The sequence below is a fragment of the Paenibacillus sp. CMAA1364 genome (genome assembly GCF_054373195.1).
In genome coordinates this window covers 36,920-58,640 of record NZ_JBITNB010000015.1, presented here as the reverse complement: position 1 = coordinate 58,640, position 21,721 = coordinate 36,920, and the positions used below count along the sequence as shown (strand labels likewise).

General features: G+C 41.5%; 23 protein-coding genes. 11 read left to right on the top strand and 12 right to left on the bottom strand.

Annotation, left to right across the window (positions count from 1 at the left end; all coding sequences use genetic code 11):
* Nucleotides 1-9: 9 nt before the first annotated feature.
* The 5 genes from nirB to ACH8E3_RS10635 all read right to left on the bottom strand — a co-directional run bounded on the left by nirB (nucleotide 10) and on the right by ACH8E3_RS10635 (nucleotide 6,029).
* On the bottom strand, nucleotides 10-2,448 hold the full coding sequence (gene nirB / locus ACH8E3_RS10655) for a nitrite reductase large subunit NirB (protein WP_458632614.1): 2,439 nt from the start codon (nucleotides 2,446-2,448) through the stop codon (nucleotides 10-12).
* A gap of 211 nt (nucleotides 2,449-2,659) precedes the next feature.
* On the bottom strand, nucleotides 2,660-2,977 hold the full coding sequence (locus ACH8E3_RS10650; protein WP_458632613.1) for a winged helix-turn-helix transcriptional regulator: 318 nt from the start codon (nucleotides 2,975-2,977) through the stop codon (nucleotides 2,660-2,662).
* Between the two features lie 191 nt (nucleotides 2,978-3,168).
* Nucleotides 3,169-4,137 carry a sugar phosphate isomerase/epimerase family protein gene (locus ACH8E3_RS10645; RefSeq protein WP_458632612.1) on the bottom strand — a complete coding sequence of 323 codons (969 nt, stop codon included), beginning with the start codon at nucleotides 4,135-4,137 and terminating at the stop codon, nucleotides 3,169-3,171.
* A gap of 49 nt (nucleotides 4,138-4,186) precedes the next feature.
* Nucleotides 4,187-5,269, bottom strand: a complete 1,083-nt coding sequence (locus tag ACH8E3_RS10640) for a Gfo/Idh/MocA family protein (protein ID WP_458632611.1) — start codon at nucleotides 5,267-5,269, stop codon at nucleotides 4,187-4,189.
* Nucleotides 5,262-6,029: a sugar phosphate isomerase/epimerase family protein gene (locus ACH8E3_RS10635; protein ID WP_458632610.1), complete on the bottom strand. Its 768-nt coding sequence runs from the start codon at nucleotides 6,027-6,029 to the stop codon at nucleotides 5,262-5,264. The genes ACH8E3_RS10640 and ACH8E3_RS10635 overlap by 8 nt, the downstream gene beginning before the upstream one ends.
* A 182-nt stretch (nucleotides 6,030-6,211) precedes the next feature.
* Here ACH8E3_RS10635 and ACH8E3_RS10630 point away from each other — a divergent pair, with 182 nt between their 5' ends.
* On the top strand, nucleotides 6,212-7,033 hold the full coding sequence (locus tag ACH8E3_RS10630; RefSeq protein ID WP_458632609.1) for an AraC family transcriptional regulator: 822 nt from the start codon (nucleotides 6,212-6,214) through the stop codon (nucleotides 7,031-7,033).
* 3 nt (nucleotides 7,034-7,036) lie between these two features.
* On the opposite strand, the gene ACH8E3_RS10625 is transcribed toward ACH8E3_RS10630, so the two are convergent.
* Nucleotides 7,037-7,354, bottom strand: coding sequence for a hypothetical protein (locus tag ACH8E3_RS10625; RefSeq protein WP_458632608.1), 318 nt, complete (start codon nucleotides 7,352-7,354; stop codon nucleotides 7,037-7,039).
* Nucleotides 7,355-7,555: 201 nt separating this feature from the next.
* Here ACH8E3_RS10625 and msrB point away from each other — a divergent pair, with 201 nt between their 5' ends.
* Nucleotides 7,556-8,524, top strand: coding sequence for a peptide-methionine (R)-S-oxide reductase MsrB (gene msrB, locus ACH8E3_RS10620; protein WP_458632607.1), 969 nt, complete (start codon nucleotides 7,556-7,558; stop codon nucleotides 8,522-8,524).
* 196 nt (nucleotides 8,525-8,720) lie between these two features.
* On the opposite strand, the gene ACH8E3_RS10615 is transcribed toward msrB, so the two are convergent.
* Nucleotides 8,721-9,431 (bottom strand): YitT family protein, encoded by a 711-nt coding sequence (locus tag ACH8E3_RS10615; RefSeq protein ID WP_458632606.1) that lies wholly within the window; start codon nucleotides 9,429-9,431, stop codon nucleotides 8,721-8,723.
* Nucleotides 9,432-9,766: 335 nt separating this feature from the next.
* Entirely contained in the window at nucleotides 9,767-10,135 is a 369-nt protein-coding gene (locus ACH8E3_RS10610) for a cupredoxin domain-containing protein (RefSeq protein ID WP_458632605.1), read from the bottom strand.
* A gap of 325 nt (nucleotides 10,136-10,460) precedes the next feature.
* On the opposite strand from ACH8E3_RS10610, the gene ACH8E3_RS10605 reads away from it, so the two are divergent.
* From ACH8E3_RS10605 to hmpA, 6 genes are all read left to right on the top strand, one after another.
* Complete coding sequence (locus ACH8E3_RS10605) at nucleotides 10,461-10,793, top strand: hypothetical protein (RefSeq protein ID WP_458632604.1); 333 nt, start codon at nucleotides 10,461-10,463, stop codon at nucleotides 10,791-10,793.
* 177 nt (nucleotides 10,794-10,970) lie between these two features.
* Entirely contained in the window at nucleotides 10,971-11,513 is a 543-nt protein-coding gene (locus ACH8E3_RS10600) for a DUF2249 domain-containing protein (protein ID WP_458632603.1), read from the top strand.
* A 14-nt stretch (nucleotides 11,514-11,527) separates the two neighbouring features.
* On the top strand, nucleotides 11,528-12,772 hold the full coding sequence (locus tag ACH8E3_RS10595; protein ID WP_458632602.1) for a hypothetical protein: 1,245 nt from the start codon (nucleotides 11,528-11,530) through the stop codon (nucleotides 12,770-12,772).
* Between the two features lie 23 nt (nucleotides 12,773-12,795).
* Entirely contained in the window at nucleotides 12,796-13,086 is a 291-nt protein-coding gene (locus ACH8E3_RS10590; protein ID WP_458632601.1) for a metal-sulfur cluster assembly factor, read from the top strand.
* Between the two features lie 23 nt (nucleotides 13,087-13,109).
* Nucleotides 13,110-14,084, top strand: a complete 975-nt coding sequence (locus ACH8E3_RS10585) for a multicopper oxidase domain-containing protein (RefSeq protein ID WP_458632600.1) — start codon at nucleotides 13,110-13,112, stop codon at nucleotides 14,082-14,084.
* 165 nt (nucleotides 14,085-14,249) lie between these two features.
* Nucleotides 14,250-15,455: an NO-inducible flavohemoprotein gene (gene hmpA / locus ACH8E3_RS10580; protein ID WP_458632599.1), complete on the top strand. Its 1,206-nt coding sequence runs from the start codon at nucleotides 14,250-14,252 to the stop codon at nucleotides 15,453-15,455.
* A gap of 100 nt (nucleotides 15,456-15,555) precedes the next feature.
* Here the strand turns inward: hmpA and ACH8E3_RS10575 are convergent, their stop codons facing one another.
* Nucleotides 15,556-16,053 (bottom strand): Crp/Fnr family transcriptional regulator, encoded by a 498-nt coding sequence (locus ACH8E3_RS10575; RefSeq protein WP_458632598.1) that lies wholly within the window; start codon nucleotides 16,051-16,053, stop codon nucleotides 15,556-15,558.
* Between the two features lie 173 nt (nucleotides 16,054-16,226).
* Here ACH8E3_RS10575 and ACH8E3_RS10570 point away from each other — a divergent pair, with 173 nt between their 5' ends.
* Genes ACH8E3_RS10570 through ACH8E3_RS10560 form a run of 3 tightly spaced genes read left to right on the top strand, consistent with a single transcriptional unit; the run spans nucleotide 16,227 to nucleotide 18,347 of the window.
* On the top strand, nucleotides 16,227-16,595 hold the full coding sequence (locus tag ACH8E3_RS10570; RefSeq protein ID WP_458632597.1) for a hypothetical protein: 369 nt from the start codon (nucleotides 16,227-16,229) through the stop codon (nucleotides 16,593-16,595).
* A gap of 1 nt (nucleotide 16,596) precedes the next feature.
* The gene (locus ACH8E3_RS10565) at nucleotides 16,597-17,868 is read left to right on the top strand and encodes a DNA polymerase IV (protein WP_458632596.1); all 1,272 of its coding nucleotides are present in this window, start codon (nucleotides 16,597-16,599) and stop codon (nucleotides 17,866-17,868) included.
* Nucleotides 17,865-18,347, top strand: a complete 483-nt coding sequence (locus ACH8E3_RS10560; RefSeq protein ID WP_458632595.1) for a hypothetical protein — start codon at nucleotides 17,865-17,867, stop codon at nucleotides 18,345-18,347. The genes ACH8E3_RS10565 and ACH8E3_RS10560 overlap by 4 nt, the downstream gene beginning before the upstream one ends.
* An 86-nt stretch (nucleotides 18,348-18,433) precedes the next feature.
* Here ACH8E3_RS10560 and ACH8E3_RS10555 read toward each other — a convergent pair whose 3' ends face one another.
* The 3 genes from ACH8E3_RS10555 to ACH8E3_RS10545 form a co-directional block, all read right to left on the bottom strand.
* Nucleotides 18,434-18,721, bottom strand: a complete 288-nt coding sequence (locus ACH8E3_RS10555; RefSeq protein ID WP_458632594.1) for a stage VI sporulation protein F — start codon at nucleotides 18,719-18,721, stop codon at nucleotides 18,434-18,436.
* Nucleotides 18,722-18,784: 63 nt separating this feature from the next.
* A complete protein-coding gene (gene recG / locus ACH8E3_RS10550) occupies nucleotides 18,785-20,836 on the bottom strand; it encodes an ATP-dependent DNA helicase RecG (protein ID WP_458632624.1) in 2,052 nt (683 codons plus the stop codon).
* A 21-nt stretch (nucleotides 20,837-20,857) separates the two neighbouring features.
* On the bottom strand, nucleotides 20,858-21,715 hold the full coding sequence (locus ACH8E3_RS10545; protein WP_458632593.1) for a DegV family protein: 858 nt from the start codon (nucleotides 21,713-21,715) through the stop codon (nucleotides 20,858-20,860).
* Nucleotides 21,716-21,721: the final 6 nt, after the last annotated feature.

The following is a 21,721-nucleotide window of genomic DNA, read 5'->3' as shown; positions in this document are numbered from 1 at the left end:
GGTTAGTCATTATTTCACTGTTGTTACGGATGTATTATCTTCATATAATGCTGTACGTGTTGCTGGATCATTGATCATTTTCTTCCATGGATCTTCAACCTGTTGCAGCGCAATTTCAATTCGTTTAACTAGTTCTTTACGATTATCTTCATTATTCATTAAGACAGATTGAATCTGTTCAAGACCGATACGTTCTACCCATTCGGAAGTTCTCTCCAAATAGTTACCTGTTTCTCGGTAGTATTGCATAATAGCTGCACATATTTCAATTAGTTCCTCATCTGTTTTCACTTTACAGAAACTATCTGCAATACGAGGCTTGATTCCACCATTACCTCCAATAAAGACTTCCCATCCACCATCATTACCAACGATACCGATATCCTTCGTACAAGATTCTGCACAATTGCGCGGACATCCATTCACGGCAATCTTAAATTTAGCAGGGAAATCTAGCCGTTCAAACTTACGTTCAATGAGCTCACCCATGCCCATGGAATCTTGTGTTCCGAAGCGACAGAACTGAGAACCTACACATGTTTTGACTGTTCGCAACGACTTGGCATAAGCATAACCTGAAGGCATATCCAATTCTTCCCACACTTTAGGTAGATCTTCTTTCTTAACGCCAATCAGATCGAGTCTTTGTCCACCCGTAACTTTGACTACTTTCACATCATATTTCAATGAGACGTCAGCGATCTTCTTGAGCGCTTCCGGTGTAGTAACACCACCATACATGCGTGGGACAACGGTGTATGTTCCATCTTTTTGAATATTAGCGTTCATACGCTCGTTCACAAAACGTGATTCTTTCTCATCTTCATAAGTCTCTGGTTGTAGCATATGCAAATAGTAATTAAGTGCAGGTCTACATTTCGAACATCCCTCGTCATTGCCCCATCCAAGTACATTCATCACTTCACGGGTCGTTGATAAGCCTTTAGCCGTAATCTCAGCAATGATCTGATCCCTATCGAGTGGCGTACAACCGCAAATACCTGTTTTTTCAGCAGTCTTAAAACTATCCCCTAATACATATTGTAGAATTTGTTCGACGACTGGCTTACATCCTCCGCAAGAACGAGTTGCACCTGTGCAAGCCTTTATCTCATCGACTGTTGTGAGCCCCTGATCTGTAATTACATCCACAATCGCCCTTTTAGTAACACCATTACATCCACAAACAATTTCTTCATCGGACATCGTTTCAATAGAGGATTGCTTATTACCACCATTTCCACAGCATCCTGTACCCATGATGGTACCGTATATATCATCCGTCATCTCAGATTGTTGTTTAATTAACTTCTGTAGGTTAGCTGACTCCGTAACATCTCCGAATAACACGGCTCCAACAATCACTTTATCAAGCAATAACACTTTCTTATAGGTTCTTTTCCACTCGTCTTTCGTAGAAATTACGATATGTTCTGGTCTTTCAACAAATTCACCTGCTGAGAACACATCCACACCAGAGATTTTCAATTTCGTAGCTACGATTGAACCTTCATAAGGCGAGGTATCTACGCCACATATGTGTTTAGCCAATACATGTCCTTGTTCGAATAATGGAGCTACCAGTCCATAACATACACCGCGATGTTCAGTACATTCACCAACAGAATAGACATTCTCGAATGATGTACGCATGTAATCATCTACAATAATTCCACGTCCTGCTTCCATACCACTTGCTGAAGCAATCGCTATGTTCGGTTTAATCCCTACTGCCATCACAACGAGATCAGCATCCAACACGGAACCATCGTTGAAACGCAACCCACTGACACGTGTATCTCCAATTAACTCTGTGGTTTGTTTGCCCATGGCAAATGCTATTCCTTGACGCTCTAGTTCAGCTTGCAACATGGAAGAAGCACTACGATCCAATTGTCGTTCCATAATATCTTCCATTAAATGAACAACCGTTACATTCATGCCTAGATTCACAAGACCTTTAGCCGCTTCTAATCCTAAGAGTCCACCGCCAATGACGGCAGCCTTTTTATATTTTTGTGAAGCTTCTATCATTTGGTTGCAATCTTGAATATCTCGAAATCCGATCACACCCTCTTTGTTACTACCAGGAATCGGCAATATAAAAGGATTAGAACCTGTAGCGATGATGATCTTATCATACATCTGTGTCATACCGTTATCCGTACTCACTTGCTTCTGAATTGGGTCAATATGCGTTACCGTTGTTGTCGTATGAAGTGTAATTTGATTATCTTTATACCAGTTCCAATCATTCAGAACAATATCATCTATCGTCTTGCTGCCTTCTAGTACATAAGACAACATGATTCGATTATAGTTAGGATGTGGTTCACTACCAAACACCGTAATATCAAATGAATCGCTTAGTTTCAATATTTGTTCAACCGTACTAATTCCCGCCATTCCATTACCAATCACTATGAGTTTTTCTTTTTGATTTTTCATGTTTGTAAACCCTCCTTCAATTCCTTGCTCATAATACAATTTTAACAACTTACGGAATTATCCATGTGATTCTATTCACTTTCAATGTGAATAATTTCACGTTCGTGTTCACAATTCAAACTAATATGTACTTGAATCCATACTTATATAGCACAAAGGACCCATTTCAATTCATGAAATAGGTCCTAGCATCGATGCCATTTACTTATCATTAGTCAATCCAACTCTCGGCCCAAGATTGAATCTGATCCATCACAGGTTTTAACCCTCTACCTTTATCCGTTAATTCATACTCTATTCGCACTGGCGTCTCCGGATATACATGACGAACAACGATTCCTTCCAATTCTAGATTCTTCATCCGTCCAGATAACATCTTATCACTCATGGCAGGAATGGTTTTAGAAATATCTTTGAATCTCTTGGGACCACTCATTAAGACTTGAATAATTAGCCCATTCCAACGTTTACCCAAGAAGGCAAATGCGGTTTCAAAACGTGGGCACATTCGTAGTTCATCAAATTCCATGGTTATTCACCTCTTCGTTATTGTACGGGTATCAAGCTTTCAATTCGTAAGTATATTTCATTTTATCATTTTTGTCATTTTTTTTATACATTCTATATTCATTTTATTCTTATACAAAAAAAGTTGTCCCTAGTCATTATTCATGACTTCGGGACAACTCCTCCTTTATAGCACGTATGTGAATATTACGGCTATACCCACCACATTTCACCTAGTGGCTCTTCAATGAGAACTTGTTGAAGATTATTTACAGCTTTGGTGAACCCTTCATCAACAGACATCAGTCCATCCTCATGTTCAATGCTCACAACATAATCATACCCTACTAAGCGTAGAGCGCTCATCATATCAGCCCATACTTTGATATCATGTCCGTAACCTACACTACGGAATTGCCATGCGCGATCTAACATATTTTCATAGGATTGCATATCGGTTAAGCCATATCTATTCACATTAATAGGATCAATGACAGTGTCTTTCGCATGGAAATGATGGATTGCGCCCTCACGACCTAGAATGTGTATAGCTTGGACAGGATCAATCCCCTGCCACCACATGTGGCTAGGATCTAGATTCGCACCAATCGTGTCACCGGCTGCTTCACGCAGACGAAGAAGTGTAGCGGGTGTATGTACAGAGAAGCCACCATGAAGTTCCAACCCGATCTTCACATGATGCTCTTTGGCAAACTTCGCTTGTTCTGTCCAATAGGGAATGACTTTATTCTCCCATTGCCATTTCAAAATTTCTTGGTAATCATTTGGCCATGGTGCAACAGGCCAGTTCGGATATTTAGCATCTTCATGATCGCCAGGACAACCCGAGAATGTATTTACAATAGGTACGCCAAGCTTCTCTGCAAGTAATACAGAATTTACGAAATCTTCATGATCTGCCTGTGCTAGATGCTTCTGTGGGTGAAGTGGATTGCCGTGACAGCTCAGCGCACTTATCGTAAGTCCACGCGATTCAACGGCATGCTTGAACTGATTAAGCTTAGCCTCATCGTTCAGAAGTTCCGCTGGATTACAATGAGATTTACCTGGATTTCCACCCGATCCAATCTCAACTGCTTTAAGTCCTTTAGAGACGACATAATCTAACGCATCCTCTAACTCTCGTCCACCAAACAACACCATAAATACGCCTAATTTCATTATTGTTCCTCCTTAGATGATGTCTAATTTATAATTGTTACGTCACTATTTAATCAAAATATACGGCTTTTCCTGTTTTAGCTGATTCATAAATAGCTTCAAGTATTTCAGTCACCACCAATGCCTGTTCAGGCATGACGACAGGATCTGTATCTTCGATTACAGCTTGTAGCCACAATCTTGCTTCCCGATCCGAATCCGTCTCTGTCTCACCTGAGTAGAAGGCAACGCCTCCAGCATCTAAGTCTACCTTTGTCTCATAGAGGCGACTAAAGCTCTCACCATTGATCGTTAGGCCATCCTTCATATCCGCTCCACCTTCGGTTCCAGCAAGAACCGTTCGTCCTTCACTGAAATCACGGATATTCAATGCCCAGCTTGCTTCAAGCATAATTGTTGCACCATTTTGCATTGTAATGAAACCAAAAGCGGAATCTTCCACTTTGAATTCTTCTGGATTCCATGATCCGAAAGCATTCGCTGCATTCTCAATATGCCCAAGCTTGTGGAATGTAGATCCCATCACACTTTTTGGTTTATAGTTATCCATTAACCATAATGTCAAGTCAAGAGCATGCGTACCGATATCGATAAGTGGGCCACCACCTTGCTTCTCTTCATCCAGGAATACGCCCCAAGTTGGAACAGCACGACGACGAGTTGCCAATGCTTTACCATAATAGATATCGCCTAATTCATTATTGTCACATATTTTCTTCAAATGCTGGCTATCGTTACGGAATCGATTCTGATATCCTATCGTCAGCTTTTTACCTGTGCGTTGTGCAGCTTCGAGCATTGCTCTAGCTTGAGCGGCTGTCTTAGCCATTGGTTTTTCACACATCACATGTTTACCCGCTTCAAGGGAAGCGACTGTAATCTCGGAGTGGGAATCATTAGGTGTACATACATGAATAATATCAATGCTCTTATCTTCCAGCAGTTCTCTGAAGTCACTATATACCTTAGCTCCCTCAGCGCCATATTGCTCGCAAGCTTCTTCTGCACGTTCTGGAATAATATCGCAAAAAGCTACTAATTCGGCACTCGCTTGTTTCGAAAGACTGGGTAGATGTTTCCCTGTAGCAATACCTCCGCAACCAATGATCCCAATTCTTAATATCTTAGACATGTATGGGTCCCCCATTATTCTTATAATTTCTTATCCAATTCATACTCGTTGCGATGCTCTCCATAGATGGATTAACACATACATCCTGTTCTACGATCAGCCACTCTACTCCAACTTGATTCGCAGCTTCCGCAATGGCAACTAAGTCGACTTCACCATGACCAAATTCAACAGTTAGTGCAGTCCCATCCTCTTGTCTCACCACATCTTTCCAGTGAACAAGAGGTAAACGACCCTTATATTTATGAATGTACTCTACGGCATCATATCCTGCAAAGTGTACCCAGCATGTATCCATTTCTACCTGAAGTAATGATGCAGGTACAGCCTCATACATAGCATCAAACGCCGTTTGATTACCGTAGGATTCCTTAAATTCAAAATCATGATTATGATAAAGAAGTACCATCCCTTGTTCTTTACACTTCTCGCCTATTCTTGTAAGATTGTCGAACACTTCATCCCATTTGCGTTGTTCTTCTGTTAAATGAGGAATGATGAGATTCTTATTCCCAATCTCTTGATTATACGTAATGATAGACTGTATATCCCCTAGCAAGTCCTCATAGGGTAAATGTGTTCCAATGACTTCAAGTCCGTTCTCATCTAACAATCTCTTTACTTCAGAACTGCTACGTCCAAAGAATGCATGGAACTCCACACCTTTATATCCTAGTTCAGCAACTTTCTTTAGTGTACCTTCGAAATCTGTCTCCATTTGATCACGGATAGTATATAGTTGTAATCCTACTTGTAACATGATTAATTCACCCCTAATTGGATTTATAAGATTAACTTTGCTAGAACACCATCTCTTCATTATAGATTGTAAACGATCTACTCACATAGTAATCCTAATCGTATTATATTAAAATGAATAATATGATTGAAACATGAACAATCTGGTCATAATTTATTTTCATACTGAAAGGATGTCTCGTAATGAACTCCATAGATTCTTGTCAAGTGTATGTTGCAGGATTCTCATTCCATAGTAAACCGTTCTACTCGTTACATTTAGATGGGAATAGCAGATATCTTATTCGCCTTCAGACGGATGGTCGATGTCGTGCATTGTATGACGGCAAATTAGGATTGATTAAAACAGGCGACTTATTGTTATATTCTCCAGATGAACCGTATGAACTAAAAGTCGATCACGAAACCAATTCTCTTGGCGAATCCATCATCGAAAGTGGAGATTACCATATCTTCTTCGGTGGAGATTGGGTAGATCAATGGTGGAATTCTTCATCTCGTCCTACTCGGGTCAATATACCTCTTCATGAGAGTTTCCTTAGCTTGTTCCGCCAAATTGTGCTAGAACAACGGAGATTGGAAAATCCCTATCCAGAGATTTCAGGATATTTTATGAGAATTTTGTGTTTAGAAGTCGATCGGTTATTACTAGAACAACCCAAAACAACTCACAAAACATATCTTGCCTATCAGATTAAACATTATATAGAAGAGAATGCGACATACACATTTAAGTTAGAAGATGTTGCTGCACATGTTGGCATTAGCATTTCACGAGCCGTGCACTTATTTAAACAGACATTTGATACAAGTATTATGCAGTACACACTTGATGTAAGACTGGATATGGCTAGAGAACGTGTTATATTTAGTCCGCTATCGCTTGACAACGTGGCCGAGACTTCTGGATTTGCGAGTTATACTTACTTCCACCGTGTGTTTAGAGCTAGGTACGGCATGTCTCCTAAACAATTCCGTATAGCGAATAGGGAACTCTTGAACTAATCATTATGGTCTTCTTGAGATTGCTTCTGTCACTACATATGCCAAATCATCATTACCAAAAAGAGATAATACACCAAGCACCGTATCGTCTGCAATGTCTCCAGCTTCATCCTGATCCACCGTTAACTCCATCACTCTTGTTAATTGTTCATTATGGGATTGCTGGGGATACGCTTGCTGATATAACTGGAACGGGTCTAGCTGTTGATTAAGACACCACTGGGCAAAGACCAAAATCATCATATCTTCATCTTGCCGATAACTCTTCTTAATATGCTCTTCCATGGATTGTTGCCTTTCTTTGTTATATTCATCATCCATTGGTTACAACTCCTCAACACGAATTTAAAACCTTTTTATGCTTTTTTATATTATAACAAAGTTTACGGCCTACATCGCTATCTGCCAAGCCTTCAACGTTCTAAATGGCCTTGATATCTACCCGTCCTTGGTTCTAAGCACCAAATGCATTATAATAGAAGTGACTTATATCATCTACAGTTTAAGAAACGGAGTGAAATCATGAGCAATTTACAATCACACACATTTGAGAAAGCTACTTTTGCCGGGGGATGTTTCTGGTGCATGGTAAGCCCGTTCGAAGAACTTCCGGGCATTATCAAGGTAGTATCTGGATATACAGGTGGACATACAGTGAACCCAACGTATGAAGAAGTATGCACACATACAACAGGACACGTGGAAGCCGTTGAAATAACTTATGATCCTAATATTTTCCCATATGATAAATTACTTGATCTTTTCTGGCAACAGATCGATCCCACGGATGCCGGGGGACAGTTCCATGATAGAGGTGACTCTTATGGCACTGCCATCTTCTATCATACTGAAGGACAGCGTGTGAAAGCAGAACACTCTAAACAAGTATTAGAGCAAAGCCAGCGTTTCGATAAACCTATTGTCACGCCCATTCTGCCAGCTAAACCATTCTACTTAGCAGAAGAGCATCATCAAGATTATCACAAGAAGAACCCCGGTCATTATTACCGCTATCGCAAAGGTTCCGGACGTGAGGATTACATCCAGACACACTGGTCTACTATTGTAGATAAAGAGGAATTGAAAGAACGACTAACGCCTGTTCAATATGCGGTAACACAGAACAATGGTACAGAACCTGCATTTCAGAACGAGTTCTGGGATCATGATGGTGCCGGTATTTATGTAGATATCGTGTCAGGTGAAGCGCTTTTCAGTTCACTGGATAAATTCGATGCAGGTTGTGGCTGGCCAAGCTTCACACGTCCTCTTCGTGACTATACGGTTCGAGAGAAATCAGATTCGAGCCATTTCATGATCCGTACTGAAGTACGAAGTAGAGAAGCCGATTCCCATCTTGGTCATGTCTTTAATGATGGTCCGGATCCTACAGGTCTGAGATATTGCATTAACTCTGCTGCACTGCGATTTATACCACTGGAACAGTTAGATGAAGAAGGTTATTCTGAGTATAAGATATTGTTTGAGTAAACCTCGAGGCACATCAACAAGCCAGCGACAAGATCGCTGGCTTGTTCTCCTGTGTATGGATGTTTTGCAATACAATAGGTAGATAACAAATAACCACGACGTTCCTATGAAGAAACGTCGTGGTTATTTCGGATTAGATACGTTTACCCTATACTTCATCCTTTGACGAACGATAGGATAATTTCGTATCTTACTATTAATGTGCATTTTGCATTGCAGGTACCGTCTTTGCATGTTGTTGCTGTACTGGTAAAGTTCCATTGACCTTACGTTTGAATAACGAGCGTTGGGTTGATGGACTCTTTCTTCCAGATGTCACCGTGAACGTGATCACTCTTCCCGCAATACTTACAGCGAGAATCGTATATAATGTCTCTCTTATTGGCATGTAGAACAAAGATAGCAATAATACGATCGCATCAAACAAGAAGAATACAGTGCCTAACTTCAATCCAGTCAAACGACTAACAAAAAGTGACAATATATCATCACCGCCACTCGCCCCACCGAAACGTAATACAAGACCTGTAGCCAATCCAGTTAATAAACCTGATAGAAGTGCCGCAATGAATAAATTATTCTGCAAATCGATAACGATAAATGAATAGCGTTCAAAAAAAGCATAGAATATTGAAAAGGATGTTGTAGCAATCATCGTATTCACAAGAAACGTACGTCCCTTAACGAATAACGCGATTACTAACACTGGGATATCCAATGCAAGCATAGTTAGTGCTGGTGGTAGACCTAATACGTATTTCCCAAGTAACGCTAGACCAACAAATCCACCTTCGGTTAAATGATTCTGAAAATTAATGTGATAGTAAGCAAAAGCCATCAATAGTGTTCCAAATAGCATTACAGCGACTTGCGGCAACATAGAAATCAGTTGTTCTCTTTTCCTCATACAAGTTTCCCTCTTTATAGTAGATTGTGGTCATAGATGAGACAACCTGCTACTAGGAGAAACTTTGAGGACTTTGTCCTTCGCATACTTAGCTTCCCTCTTTCGCAAAGTTTGTCATGAATATCCGACTTTATCTCCACGAGGTACGCTAAGTGTATGAGAGATCATAACGTTTCCAGATCGTCCTTTGGGGAATGTTCCTTCGGGGACACATGGTATCCTGATCCTTTCTCTTTTTGGATATGTTCTTTTACATTATATCACCATTAGCTGTATTTCTGAACCTCTAATTTAAAAAAATCTGCATATCACCAATATAATGTATCTTCAATCTACTATTGTACGATTAATTTTCCGACCATTTTGTTATGCCCAGCACCACAATAAGCAGCACATTTATATTCAAATTCCCCTTTTTCTTTCGCTACAAATGAAATCGAACGATTCGGACGAACCTCTTTGTTATATCCTTCTATTTTGATGCCATGGTAGCCCTTTTTATTTTTTAAATTGATTTTGACCTTATCACCCTGTTTGACCTTCATGACTGTAATATCAAATTCAAATGATGTCGCTTCAATCGTGAATTCCTTCGTCTTACCGGTCGAACTTGCATTAGAATTACTTGTCTCTCCTTGTACGCATGCCGTTAAGATTAGCACCATCATACTTATTATAACGGTTATCTTTATCCACTTATTCATTTATATTCCTCCTGATTTCTTTTTTATATTCATAGTACATCTGATATAGGCTAGTTGAGGATGCCACGTATAACAAAGAACCATCAACTATGGTAACTCTTACTAAAGCGTAGAACAATCTCTTTCAACTCATTGTGATTATAATCACAATGGCAATCCTTATATCTTTTATAATGAGGCATGTAATGATAATTATTCTCAGGAGGAATTGAACTATGAATACAATTACAGTTACCGTCAACCCTAATGAGTTCACATGGGAATATCTCGAACAAGGTCCCGATATATTTCGTGTCGCGATCACTAGATTGGAGGGCTGATCATTATGGCTGAGATTACAATTATAAATGACACAACCATCAAGATTGGTGTTCGTTTAGAGGATGCTATCTCGATGGTAACAGAAGCTGCGAGGGACATATCCCTGTATGCTCGTGATATTGTAACGATTTATGAGAAAATGCCTGTTTTTGAGTATACTTATTTCTGTTTCTACGCCTATGACAGTGCCGCATTATTTGAATTCATGCTAGGGATCGATCCGAAGCAATACAATAACTTCTCCCTTGATGCACCAGATTCATTCTTCTATGCCTTGTACGGTGGTATGGCTGCTTTGTACGACAAAGCCAAGGAAATATATCCGTCGGATATTTAAACTTAGGAGTGTTGCTACAAAAAACTCAAAGCCCATGCTTCCGATGCAAGTTTTTTTACGAAGCTTATTCTGGAAGTGTTGCTACAAAAAACTCAAGGCCCATGCTTCCGATGCAAGTTTTTTTACGAAGCTTATTCTGGAAGTGTCGCTACAAAAAAACTTTTAGGAGTTGATCACATGGATCATACAGGACAGACTGTGGAGTTGGATGTTCGTCCTTATTTACGTAAGAAGGTTGAGCCTTTTAAGATCATTATGGACACGGTCAAATCACTCCATAAAGATGATATCTTTATACTACATGCCACATTTAAGCCGACACCTTTATTTGGACTCTTGAAAACAAAAGGATATTCTCATAAAACAGAGAAATTAGCATCTGATCATTGGGTCATTACATTCGTGCATAAAGACAGCGATCATAAGCTCGCGAATATACAGGAATATCAGCAAGAACTAGATACCGAACAGGCACAAGAATGCCCTTCCGATTCTCATCCTTCTCAGACTTACGAGTTAGATAATCGTGGGTTAGAGCCACCGCAACCGATGATACGAACGTTAAAGAAACTGGAAGATGCCCTTCCCGGGGATCAAGTCATTATCCATAATGATAGAGTACCTGTATTTCTCATCGAAGAGCTAAATTCCTTGGGTTATGACTACAATGTCGAAGAACAGCCTGACGGATCAGCCCGAATTCATATTCATAAAAAATAAGGGGGTGTGTTCACATGTTTCGCCTGCCATTTCTGTTCATTATTACCGGTCTGATCAGCTTTGCGTTATTTCAATTATTCTCCTTATTCGATTTCGCATCGTGGCTGACGATCTTGGGTGATCAGCCTAGGTATCCTACAGGGTGGTTTCGCGTACATTTACTCGTCCTTGGTTGGGCTACAATGATTGCAATGGGTGCGATATACCAACTGATTCCCGTTGTACTTCAGAACCATAGCTTATTCAGTAAAAATCTTGGATTTGTTCATTACGGATTCTTCACAGTGGGAACGATTGGTTTGCTCATTAGTTTTCAATCCATGCAGGTGATGTCGATTGCCATATTTGCCACATTAGCTTTCATAGGTATCTTGTTGTTCGCAATTAATATTGGTGTCACACTCGTTCGTGCGAAGAAATGGAATTCGATTACGATCAGCGTTGCATGCTCCGTATTCTATCTTGTACTTACAGGTACCTCCGGCATGCTGATGGGGATGAACTTCTATTTCGATCAGTGGGGCGACTTCCACGAGCAATTGCTTGGTGCCCACATCTGTTTCGCAGCTATCGGATGGTTCGGACTCCTTATTACAGGATTCAGTTATAAAATGCTTCCTATGTTCTACCTATCACATGGGCATCCAGAAATACTACAGAAGCTTGTGATTTCGCTGTGGAATGCAGGGGTGCTCGTTGGCGCTACATCATTCTTGTTGAATGGACCTGGATGGTTGAAATGGACCTCTTTATTGCTAGTTGTACTTGCCCTGATCACGTATTCCATTCATCTATCACAAATCGTTGCACATCGTCATAAACCCAATCCTGGTATTGGTATGAAATGGGCTTATTCATCCGCACATGCTTTGACGCTCATTGGAATTTGCCTTGTTATCCTGATCCCCTTCATTCCCGATATTATGGAACAATCCCGGATGATCGTTATTCTTGGCTGGTTGTACTTATGGGGTTGGGTCGGACTAACGTTGCTATCCTATCTTTCTAAGATCGTGCCATTCCTGTGGTGGACACATAAATACGGTCCCTTAATTGGAAAAGAAAAGATACCTACGATGACCGATTTGATCGATGATCGTTATGTGCATATTGGATTATCCGTTATCGTTAGTTCATTGTTCGTGCTTACGATTGGTCTAAGTTGGAACCAGCCATGGCTCACATCGATTGCCGGAAGTTTACTTGCTCTAAGTTCCCTTTTGTATATAAGCCTGGTTGCGAATGTATTTCGGAAATAGATGTGATATGAGGAGGATTTGAAATGGATTTTATAACAGAACGTCTCAAAGCGGTATATGACCCCGAACTCGGTGTTAACATCGTCGATCTTGGTCTTATCTATGACATACAGTTTGTGGATGGAGCAGTATCCATTGTAATGACACTTACCACCCCCGGTTGTCCTATGCATGATATGATCGTAGGCGGTGTGAATCGAGCGCTAGAAACATTGCCTGATGTTCAGTCTGTCGACGTCAAAGTCGTATGGGAACCTGCATGGTCACCAAGTCTTATGTCCGATGAAGCGAAGGAAGATCTCGGATATATGTAAGTTCAAAACGGAGGTTATAGATCATGTTCAATTGGAAATTATATGTCGTTGTTATCATCGGATTTGTTATTATTGTATCTGGTTTCTTTGTGAATCCGGTGATCATTGTCGAAGAAGAACCCATCCCCGAAGCTCTGAATCAGCCACCAGTTGAGCCTGTTATTGTGCGAGATGGGAACATCGTCAACATTGAAATGACTGCACAAGTCACCAACGTAGAAATATCTACTGGGGTTTTCTACAATGCTTGGACGTTTAATGGTACGGTTCCGGGTCCCGTTCTTCGAGTGAAACAAGGAGATACCCTTCATTTCACACTTAACAATATGGATCCCAATATGCCTCACTCGATGGATTTCCATGCTGTGCAAGTTGCTCCAAGCAAGAACTTCGTGGATATTATGCCACTTGAACATGGCACTTTCGTTTATCCTGCAAACATGCCTGGTGTCTTCATGTATCACTGTGGGTCATCCCCGGTATTGGAGCATATTGCTAATGGCATGTACGGCATCATCATCGTTGAACCTACAGATGGTTATCCGACGGATAAGAAGGTAGATCGCGAGTATACTATTGTTCAAAGTGAGTGGTATGCAGAGCATGATTTCAACGCTTTCTTAGAAGATGCTCCTGAATATGTCGTATTCAACGGAGATGACTTTACATTGAAGGAACACCCTTTACTCGCTAAGGTTGGAGACCGGGTTCGGCTATACGTTAACAATGTTGGTCCAAACAGGGTATCTTCTTTCCATATCGTAGGAGCAATCATGGATGTTGTCTACATTGATGGTAACCCCAAGAATATGATGTATGGCCTACAGACCGTCATGCTTCCAGCTAGCGGCGGCGCTGTTGTAGAGTTTGTTGTAACACAAGCGGGCGATTATCCTATTGTGACACATCAGTTCAATGACGCTACCAAGGGAGCTGTCGCTATTCTAAGAGTCACCGATGATGGACTTGATACGGGAGAACCAACGATGTCACATTGATATCCTTGGTTTTTCTTTTTTCGTGTGATGAATGTCATTGCTATTTACTGTATGTTCACAGATTCTCATTTTTTCCTGTGACGAAGCGCACACTCTGCTATTCCTATTTTCTATACGATGTTAGAAGTAGCAAATATCTGATTGTAGGAAAGAGGTTATCTATTTATGTTAGACCAACGCACTATTGATATTATAAAATCAACCGTACCTGTATTACAGGTACATGGAAAAACAATCACCACTGCCTTCTACGGGATGTTATTCGAGAATCATCCTGAATTGTTAAATATATTTAATCATGCTAATCAACGTCAAGGTAAACAACAGACAGCACTTGCCAATGCCGTTCTTGCGGCTGCAGCTAATATTGATCAGCTTGGAAATATTCTGCCTGTTGTGAAACAAATCGCAGAGAAACACCGTGCACTTGGTGTACTACCTGAACATTATCCAATTGTGGGCGAGAATTTGTTAGCCGCTATTGCTCAGGTTCTTGGTGATGCAGCTACGCCAGAAATCTTGAATGCTTGGGCAGATGCTTATGGTGTCATTGCTGATGCATTTATCGGGATTGAAGTAGAGAAATATCGTGAAGCGGCAGAAGCACCCGGGGGTTGGAGCGGATTCAGAGAGTTCGTTGTCGATCAGAAAATAAAAGAAAGTGAACTAATCACTTCCTTCTATCTCAGACCACGAGATGGTGGCGACATTTCTGCTTATTTACCAGGACAATATATTACCTTACGCGTGCAACCAAAAGACCAGGAATATACTCAGGTTCGTCACTACAGTCTATCTACTGCATCGGGACATCCATATTATCGCATCACCGTGAAACGTGAAGAAGCGGGTGAAGAGAAGCCTGCAGGTGTTGTGTCAACATACCTTCACGAAGAAGTTAATGTTGGTTCAATATTAGAAGTAAGTGCTCCAGCTGGTGACTTCACATTAGATAGCACCAAAGATATTCCGGTCGTCCTTATTAGCGGTGGAGTAGGACTTACGCCAATGGTTAGTATGCTTGAGACTTTAGCTGCTGAACAACCTCAGCGTAAAGTAACCTATATACACGCTGCCATTAATGGCCAATTACATGCCATGAAAGGGTTAGTGGGGGAACTTGAACAATGTCATCCTCAACTTACATCTTATGTATGTTATGAGTCGCCAAACGAAGACGATACTTGTCATAAATCTGGCTACATCGATCTACCTTGGCTCCAAGGAGTCGTAGATCACGACGCTGACTTCTACTTTTGTGGACCTACACCTTTTATGAGCGCTATATTCAAAGCACTTCTAGAATGGAAAGTACCTGCTGAACGAATTCATTTCGAGTTCTTCGGTCCTGCAGGTAGCCTAGAGGATTAATATATAAGCTTAAGCAGCATTGTCTGCTTATCACCTCTATACGAAGGGGCTATGGTTGAGATCCATTACGGATCCGAACCATAGCCCCTTTATGTTATTGTTACTTCAAACGCAATAATCGATTGACCGTTTCTCTACGAACTCCAATTAACTGACCTATCTCCTCTTGCGTTAATAACTCCGTTACATCCACCCCATGCGAATAATCACTTAACCATTCTGTCAGCAAGGCTAGACGTTCTGCAGGTGTACCCACAGTTAAGTGATCAAGTCTTTGCTGCATAAAGCGTAGCTTCTCCTGTAGCAATATAGCTACTTCCATCGGCTTGCCAGGTTCTTCACGCAATTGGCGATACCATTCGTTAGCAGGTATCATCTCCACTTCACTTCGCATTAGCGCGATAGCCGTACCATGCGTCTCTTTCGGTGTAATAAGGGAATGATGTGGGACAGTCTCTCCCGAATATAGAATATTGAACAATACCATATTTCCGTTCTCATGAAGTCTTGTCACCTTAAACAGACCGCTTTTTACATGATATAGATATTCCCCTCCATCCCCTTGATGAAATAAGATTTCTCCTTTATGTAGAATCATTTCTGTTCCTCCATTATGTTATAGACTTTCACACAAAAGGCCGTTGTTCACGTTATTAGATCTATTATAACAGAAGTACATACCCATCTTCCAAAAAATACATTGCATAACGAACGCATGTTCGTAGTATAATACAATAAGAATATACGTTCCCCTATTTGGTGGTGTAAATAATGAATGCTCATCCAAGCATTGAAACAGAAGAAGATATTCAGATCGTTAAAGAATACACGTTGCTGCCCGTTCTATTGGATATGCTGGCAAGAGATAGTGAGTACTTAGCGATGTATCCAGATAAACTCATATACAAATATGTTATTTATCATTTGCAAGAAATTGAACAATCCATCTATTCCATATTACACAACCTTAAGCAAAGAATGAAGCAACGACAAATTATCATGCTAAACACAGAAATGAACAGGCTCGGTATCGATGTTGAGTATCAGGTTCGTGGTTATACCCACCATTTCCACATCTTAAGGAGTTTGATACGAGCGGAGCTAATCACGCTACTTATGAGCTTACGCGGAGGTAGTTAACATGAAGAATCACAAGCACGACCGAGTTATCCTCTTAGCCGATTGTCAGAGCTTCTACGCTAGCGTAGAAAAGGCGGATTACCCACAATACAAAGATAAGCCCCTTGTTGTGGCTGGGGACCCCTCGCGACGCTCTGGCATAATCCTTGCAGCCTGTCCTATAGCTAAAAGTTACGGGATTACGACAGCAGAACGATTGGGTGAAGCTCTGAATAAATGTCCTGATCTAATCGTCATGCGTCCTCGAATGCAACATTACATTGATATTTCACTAATGATTACACAGATTTACATGGAGTATACCGACCTCGTTGAGATTTTCTCTATCGATGAGCAGTTCTTAGACATCTCTGGAAGTCTGCGGATGTTCGGAGATCCAATTACAATGGCGGAATCGATACAGTATAAAGTCATTCAGCAGACTGGTGTCAAGGTACGAGTAGGCATCAGTTCCAATAAGATACTTGCTAAGATTGCAACAGATATCTGGGCCAAAAAAAATAAGACTGGCATATTTACCTTACCTAAATCAGAAGTCGAATCGTTATTATGGCCCCAGCCTGTGAATAAAATGTTTGGTGTCGGCTCCCGTATGACAGCACACTTCTCGCGTCTTGGCATGCACACCATCGGGGATATCGCTAGAACACCCTTACCGCGATTAAAGGAACAGTTCCGAGCGCGTTTTGGTAAACAAAGTGATATTCAAGCCGAGGTGATGTGGAGAACAGCTAATGGGTTGGATGACTCCCCTGTTACACCGGGCACTTTTAATACAGCACCCAAATCAGTTAGTCATATGATGACGCTCCCTAAGGATTATATAGACACAGATCAGATAAACACCATATTGCTTGAACTAACAGAAGAAGTCTGTCGTGATTGCCGCCGCAAAGGATATATGGGTTCTGTCGTTTCGGTAAGTTGCATGTGTATTCCTTACGACGACCCTACTCGCTTCTCTAGACAAATGAAAATGCCTGATCCGACCAACAACACGAATGTTGTCTACGAAGCTGCCAAATCCGTCTTTTACCGCTATTGGAATACGCTCCCTGTACGTCGAATTGGTCTTACACTGAGTAGCTTCGCATCGGATCAAGAATATCAACTGACACTATTTGATGATCAGATCAAGTCACGTGCCTTAGATCAAGTTACCGATGCCATTAAGGAACGTTATGGCACTACCGCTATTATAAGAGCCTCATCATTAACCAGTTCAGGTCAGGCCCTAGAAAGATCGCATAAAATTGGAGGGCATTATAAATGAGTAAGAAATTAGAAGGAAACGGCTTATGGGAATCCAGTCGCATGATGCTACCTCAGCATAAAGAACAATCGATGTCCATGTCTGTACTACATGATAATACGCATTTATCAAAAGAACCTCCGACAAGAAGAGAACTAGATATGATGCGCGAATATGTCCTTCTTCCCGTCGCTCTCCATATTGTTGAGAGGAAGATCTTGGAGGTTGAACGGTCCCCCCAAATGCTTAAGTTATTGTACGCCACCGCCGGAAAGGTTCTCGCCAACCATATACGTGAAGATGTCCACAAATCCAAAAAGGCTCTCTTCGACAGACATATTCGTCTATTTGAAGATAGCAAGAATGATTCCGAACTCACCTATCGCTATATTTGTCGTGGATATGAGAATCAATTCATGATGACAAGAGACTTTATGCGGGCTGAAATCAGCGTGAGGATTGGGAGATATGTGGGGAAGTTGGCTGGAGAAATGAAATAAAGACATCCTTCACACATAAACGATGTGCGAAAGGATGTCTTCATCCACAATCCATTGTCTCACGGACTCTTCAATCTAAGTATGAACTACCGAAACATACCCCACAGCTTAATTAGATGGAACGTATTATTAGGGTCAATACGTTCTCCTACGACGAATTTAACAATTTTCTCCTCTTCAGCAGGTGTAAGCTTCTCATTCAATATATTTGCTGTTGATTTTACCAGCCGTTGTACCTTAGGAGTATTCTGCAAATCCTTTTTAGTGATGCCATGAAGGAATTCTTTCACACGATCTTTCGTCGCTGGATTCTTCATCTTTAATTTAATCCGCTCCACTAACTGCGGCGTAATTCCATACTGTTGATAACCCAAGATCAGCACCTCCCGTCAAATATAGTCTTTCTCAGTATATGACGAGGGTGTTGTCCATTGTGCCTAATCTATTAGACTATCTTGAAAAATCTGTTCTTGTTGCAAATTATGCCTAAGCGAATCATATGTGGGTGATGTCCAGAATAACGGTTCTGCAATCAATTCGGCAACATCATCACGTGCTTGCTCTAACACGGCAAAATCAGCCACCATGTCAGCTAATCGAAATTCAGGTAGGCCACTTTGTTTCGTACCAAAGAAATCACCAGGCCCTCGTAGTTCAAGGTCACGGCGGGATACCTCGAATCCATCATCTGTATCTGTCATGACCCTCATTCGTTCCTGCCCTACCTCCGACTTGGGGTCAGCGATCAATACACAATAAGAAGCATGCTGACCTCTTCCTACGCGCCCCCGCAATTGATGTAACTGCGAGAGTCCAAATCGATCGGCATCCATAATAATCATGAGCGTCGCATTAGGAACGTCAACTCCTACTTCCACCACCGTGGTCGAGACAAGCAGATTCACTTCATTACGATTAAAAGCTTGCATCATCTCTTCCTTGTCAGCAGGTGTCATTCGACCATGCAATAGTCCAATACGATAGGTTGGAAAAGCCTGTTGCATCTGAATGTGAAGATCAATCACGTTCTGCACATCTAGCTTCTCCGATTCTTCAATTAACGGACAGATCAGATAAGCTTGTCGTCCTTGATCCACTTCCTTCGAGATGAATCCAAGCACACGATCCATCATACTATGCTTCACCCAGTACGTAGATATCGGTATACGCCCTTTAGGACGCTCATCAAGTGTTGACACATCCATATCACCAAAAGCTGTGATCGCTAACGTACGCGGGATGGGTGTGGCTGTCATGGTCAATACATCTGGGTTGTAACCTTTACGTCGAAGTACACTCCGCTGATTAACTCCGAAGCGATGTTGCTCATCGGTGACAACCAATCCAAGGTTGCGGAAGAATACTTCGTCTTGAATCAAGGCATGTGTACCTACCACAATATCGATCATTCCCATTTGTAACGAAGCCAGTATATCTTTACGCTTACGTCCCGTGACACTACCTGTAAGTAGTCCTACAGATATGCCGAACGGCTCAAATATACGCACCAATGATCGCAAATGTTGTTCTGATAGTATCTCCGTAGGCACCATTAGTGCACCTTGAAAGCCAGACCGTACCGTTACGAATAGAGCGATGGCAGCGATAATCGTTTTACCTGAACCCACATCGCCTTGAAGCAAGCGGTTCATACAATAAGAAGAACGCATATCCCGCAAGATTTCTAATTCCACCCTCTTTTGAGCATCCGTTAGTTCAAACGGAAGACTTCTTACGAATTCACGTATAACCGCATTCTCCACCGTATGAACTACACCATCCATACGTCCTCTACTTAAAGATCGGAATGCCTGCATCTTCAATTGGAACAAGAATAATTCCTCATACACCATTCGCTGTCTACCCTGTTGACCTTCTTCTGTATCCACAGGTTGATGAATGATAGAAATCGCCTTTTTGCGAGATAAGAATTGGTATTTCTTTAACAACGGCTGTGGTAGTATCTCCGGAATCATCTCTCCATACTGCACCAGAGCCTGTCCAATTGTCTTACGCATCCATGCCTGAGTAATCTTAGCCCCTATAGAATAGACAGGCTGTAGGGTGCCTCCACGCTTCACACCTTGATCTGGGAACTCCGAATCAGACACCGTGATCTGCATTCGATTCTGTTCCCATTTGCCATTCAGAATAATCTCACGACCGACAGTCAATTGATCACGCAGGAAATGACGGTTAAACCAAGTTGCCGTGAACATCCATTCCTCCGCCATCATCTTGCAACTCAGGCGCGATTTACCGCTAAATCGTTGTAACACAGGGATCCCAATCACTTTGGCTTGAATCGTAATCTTATCCCCACTTTGAACCTCACTTAAAGAACGGAGGCGGTAATCCTCATAACGATATGGATAGTACTCTAATAAATCTTTAACTGTAAAAATGCCAAAGGCGTGAAGCTCTCCTTCTTTGAGAGCACTCACGCCGCGGACTTGTTTAACAGATACCTGATCCAAAGATAGGTTCATGTTCATCATTTATACCTCAATTCAGGCAGGCCATATAAATACAGCAATGGTTCCTCTGCCCACATGGCTTCCTACGACAGATCCTACGTTCGTTAGCACGACTTCTTCGAGCTGGAAGTGACTGGAGAGTTCTGTTAAGAAAGACTCCGCAGTTGCAGGATTCACCGTATGGCCTACCGCCACATTTATTTTCACAACATCACCGAGATCTTGTTGGAACAACTCAATCATGCGTGCCACAGCCTTATTACGACCTCTTACCTTTTCAACGGGATAGATAATCCCTTCTTTATCAATAGAGAGAATCGGCTTAATATTAAGTAAAGTACCGAATAATGCCGCAGCCTTGCCTATTCTTCCGCCTTTTTGCAGGTACTCTAATGTATCCACTAGGAAATACAACTTGCGTTGCATACGTAACTGTTCAACGGCGACAGCAATATCCGCAACTTGCATTCCTTGATTAGCCAGACGCGCTGCATGAACAACGAGCAGACCAAAACCATATGAAGCTGACAGAGAATCAACAACCGTAATATCAAATGATTCATCGACCATTGATTTGGCGATCAGTGCCGATTGATACGTCCCACTTAAACCGGAGGAAATATGAATAGACAGAATCGATGCCTTAGGATGCTCCTGTTGAATTTGCTCGTATACCCGAATATAATCCGCAGGTGAAGGTTGAGATGTCGTTGGCAACTCTGTAACCTTATCTAACCGATTATAGAATTCCTCAGCCGAAATCTCTACGCCATCCAACAGAGATTCCTCACCGAACTGTAACCGTAACGGAATGACATGAATGCCAAGCTCTTTTACTAACTCCACTGGAATATCCGCCGTACTATCCGTAACTATAACGGTATGAGTCAAGGAAAT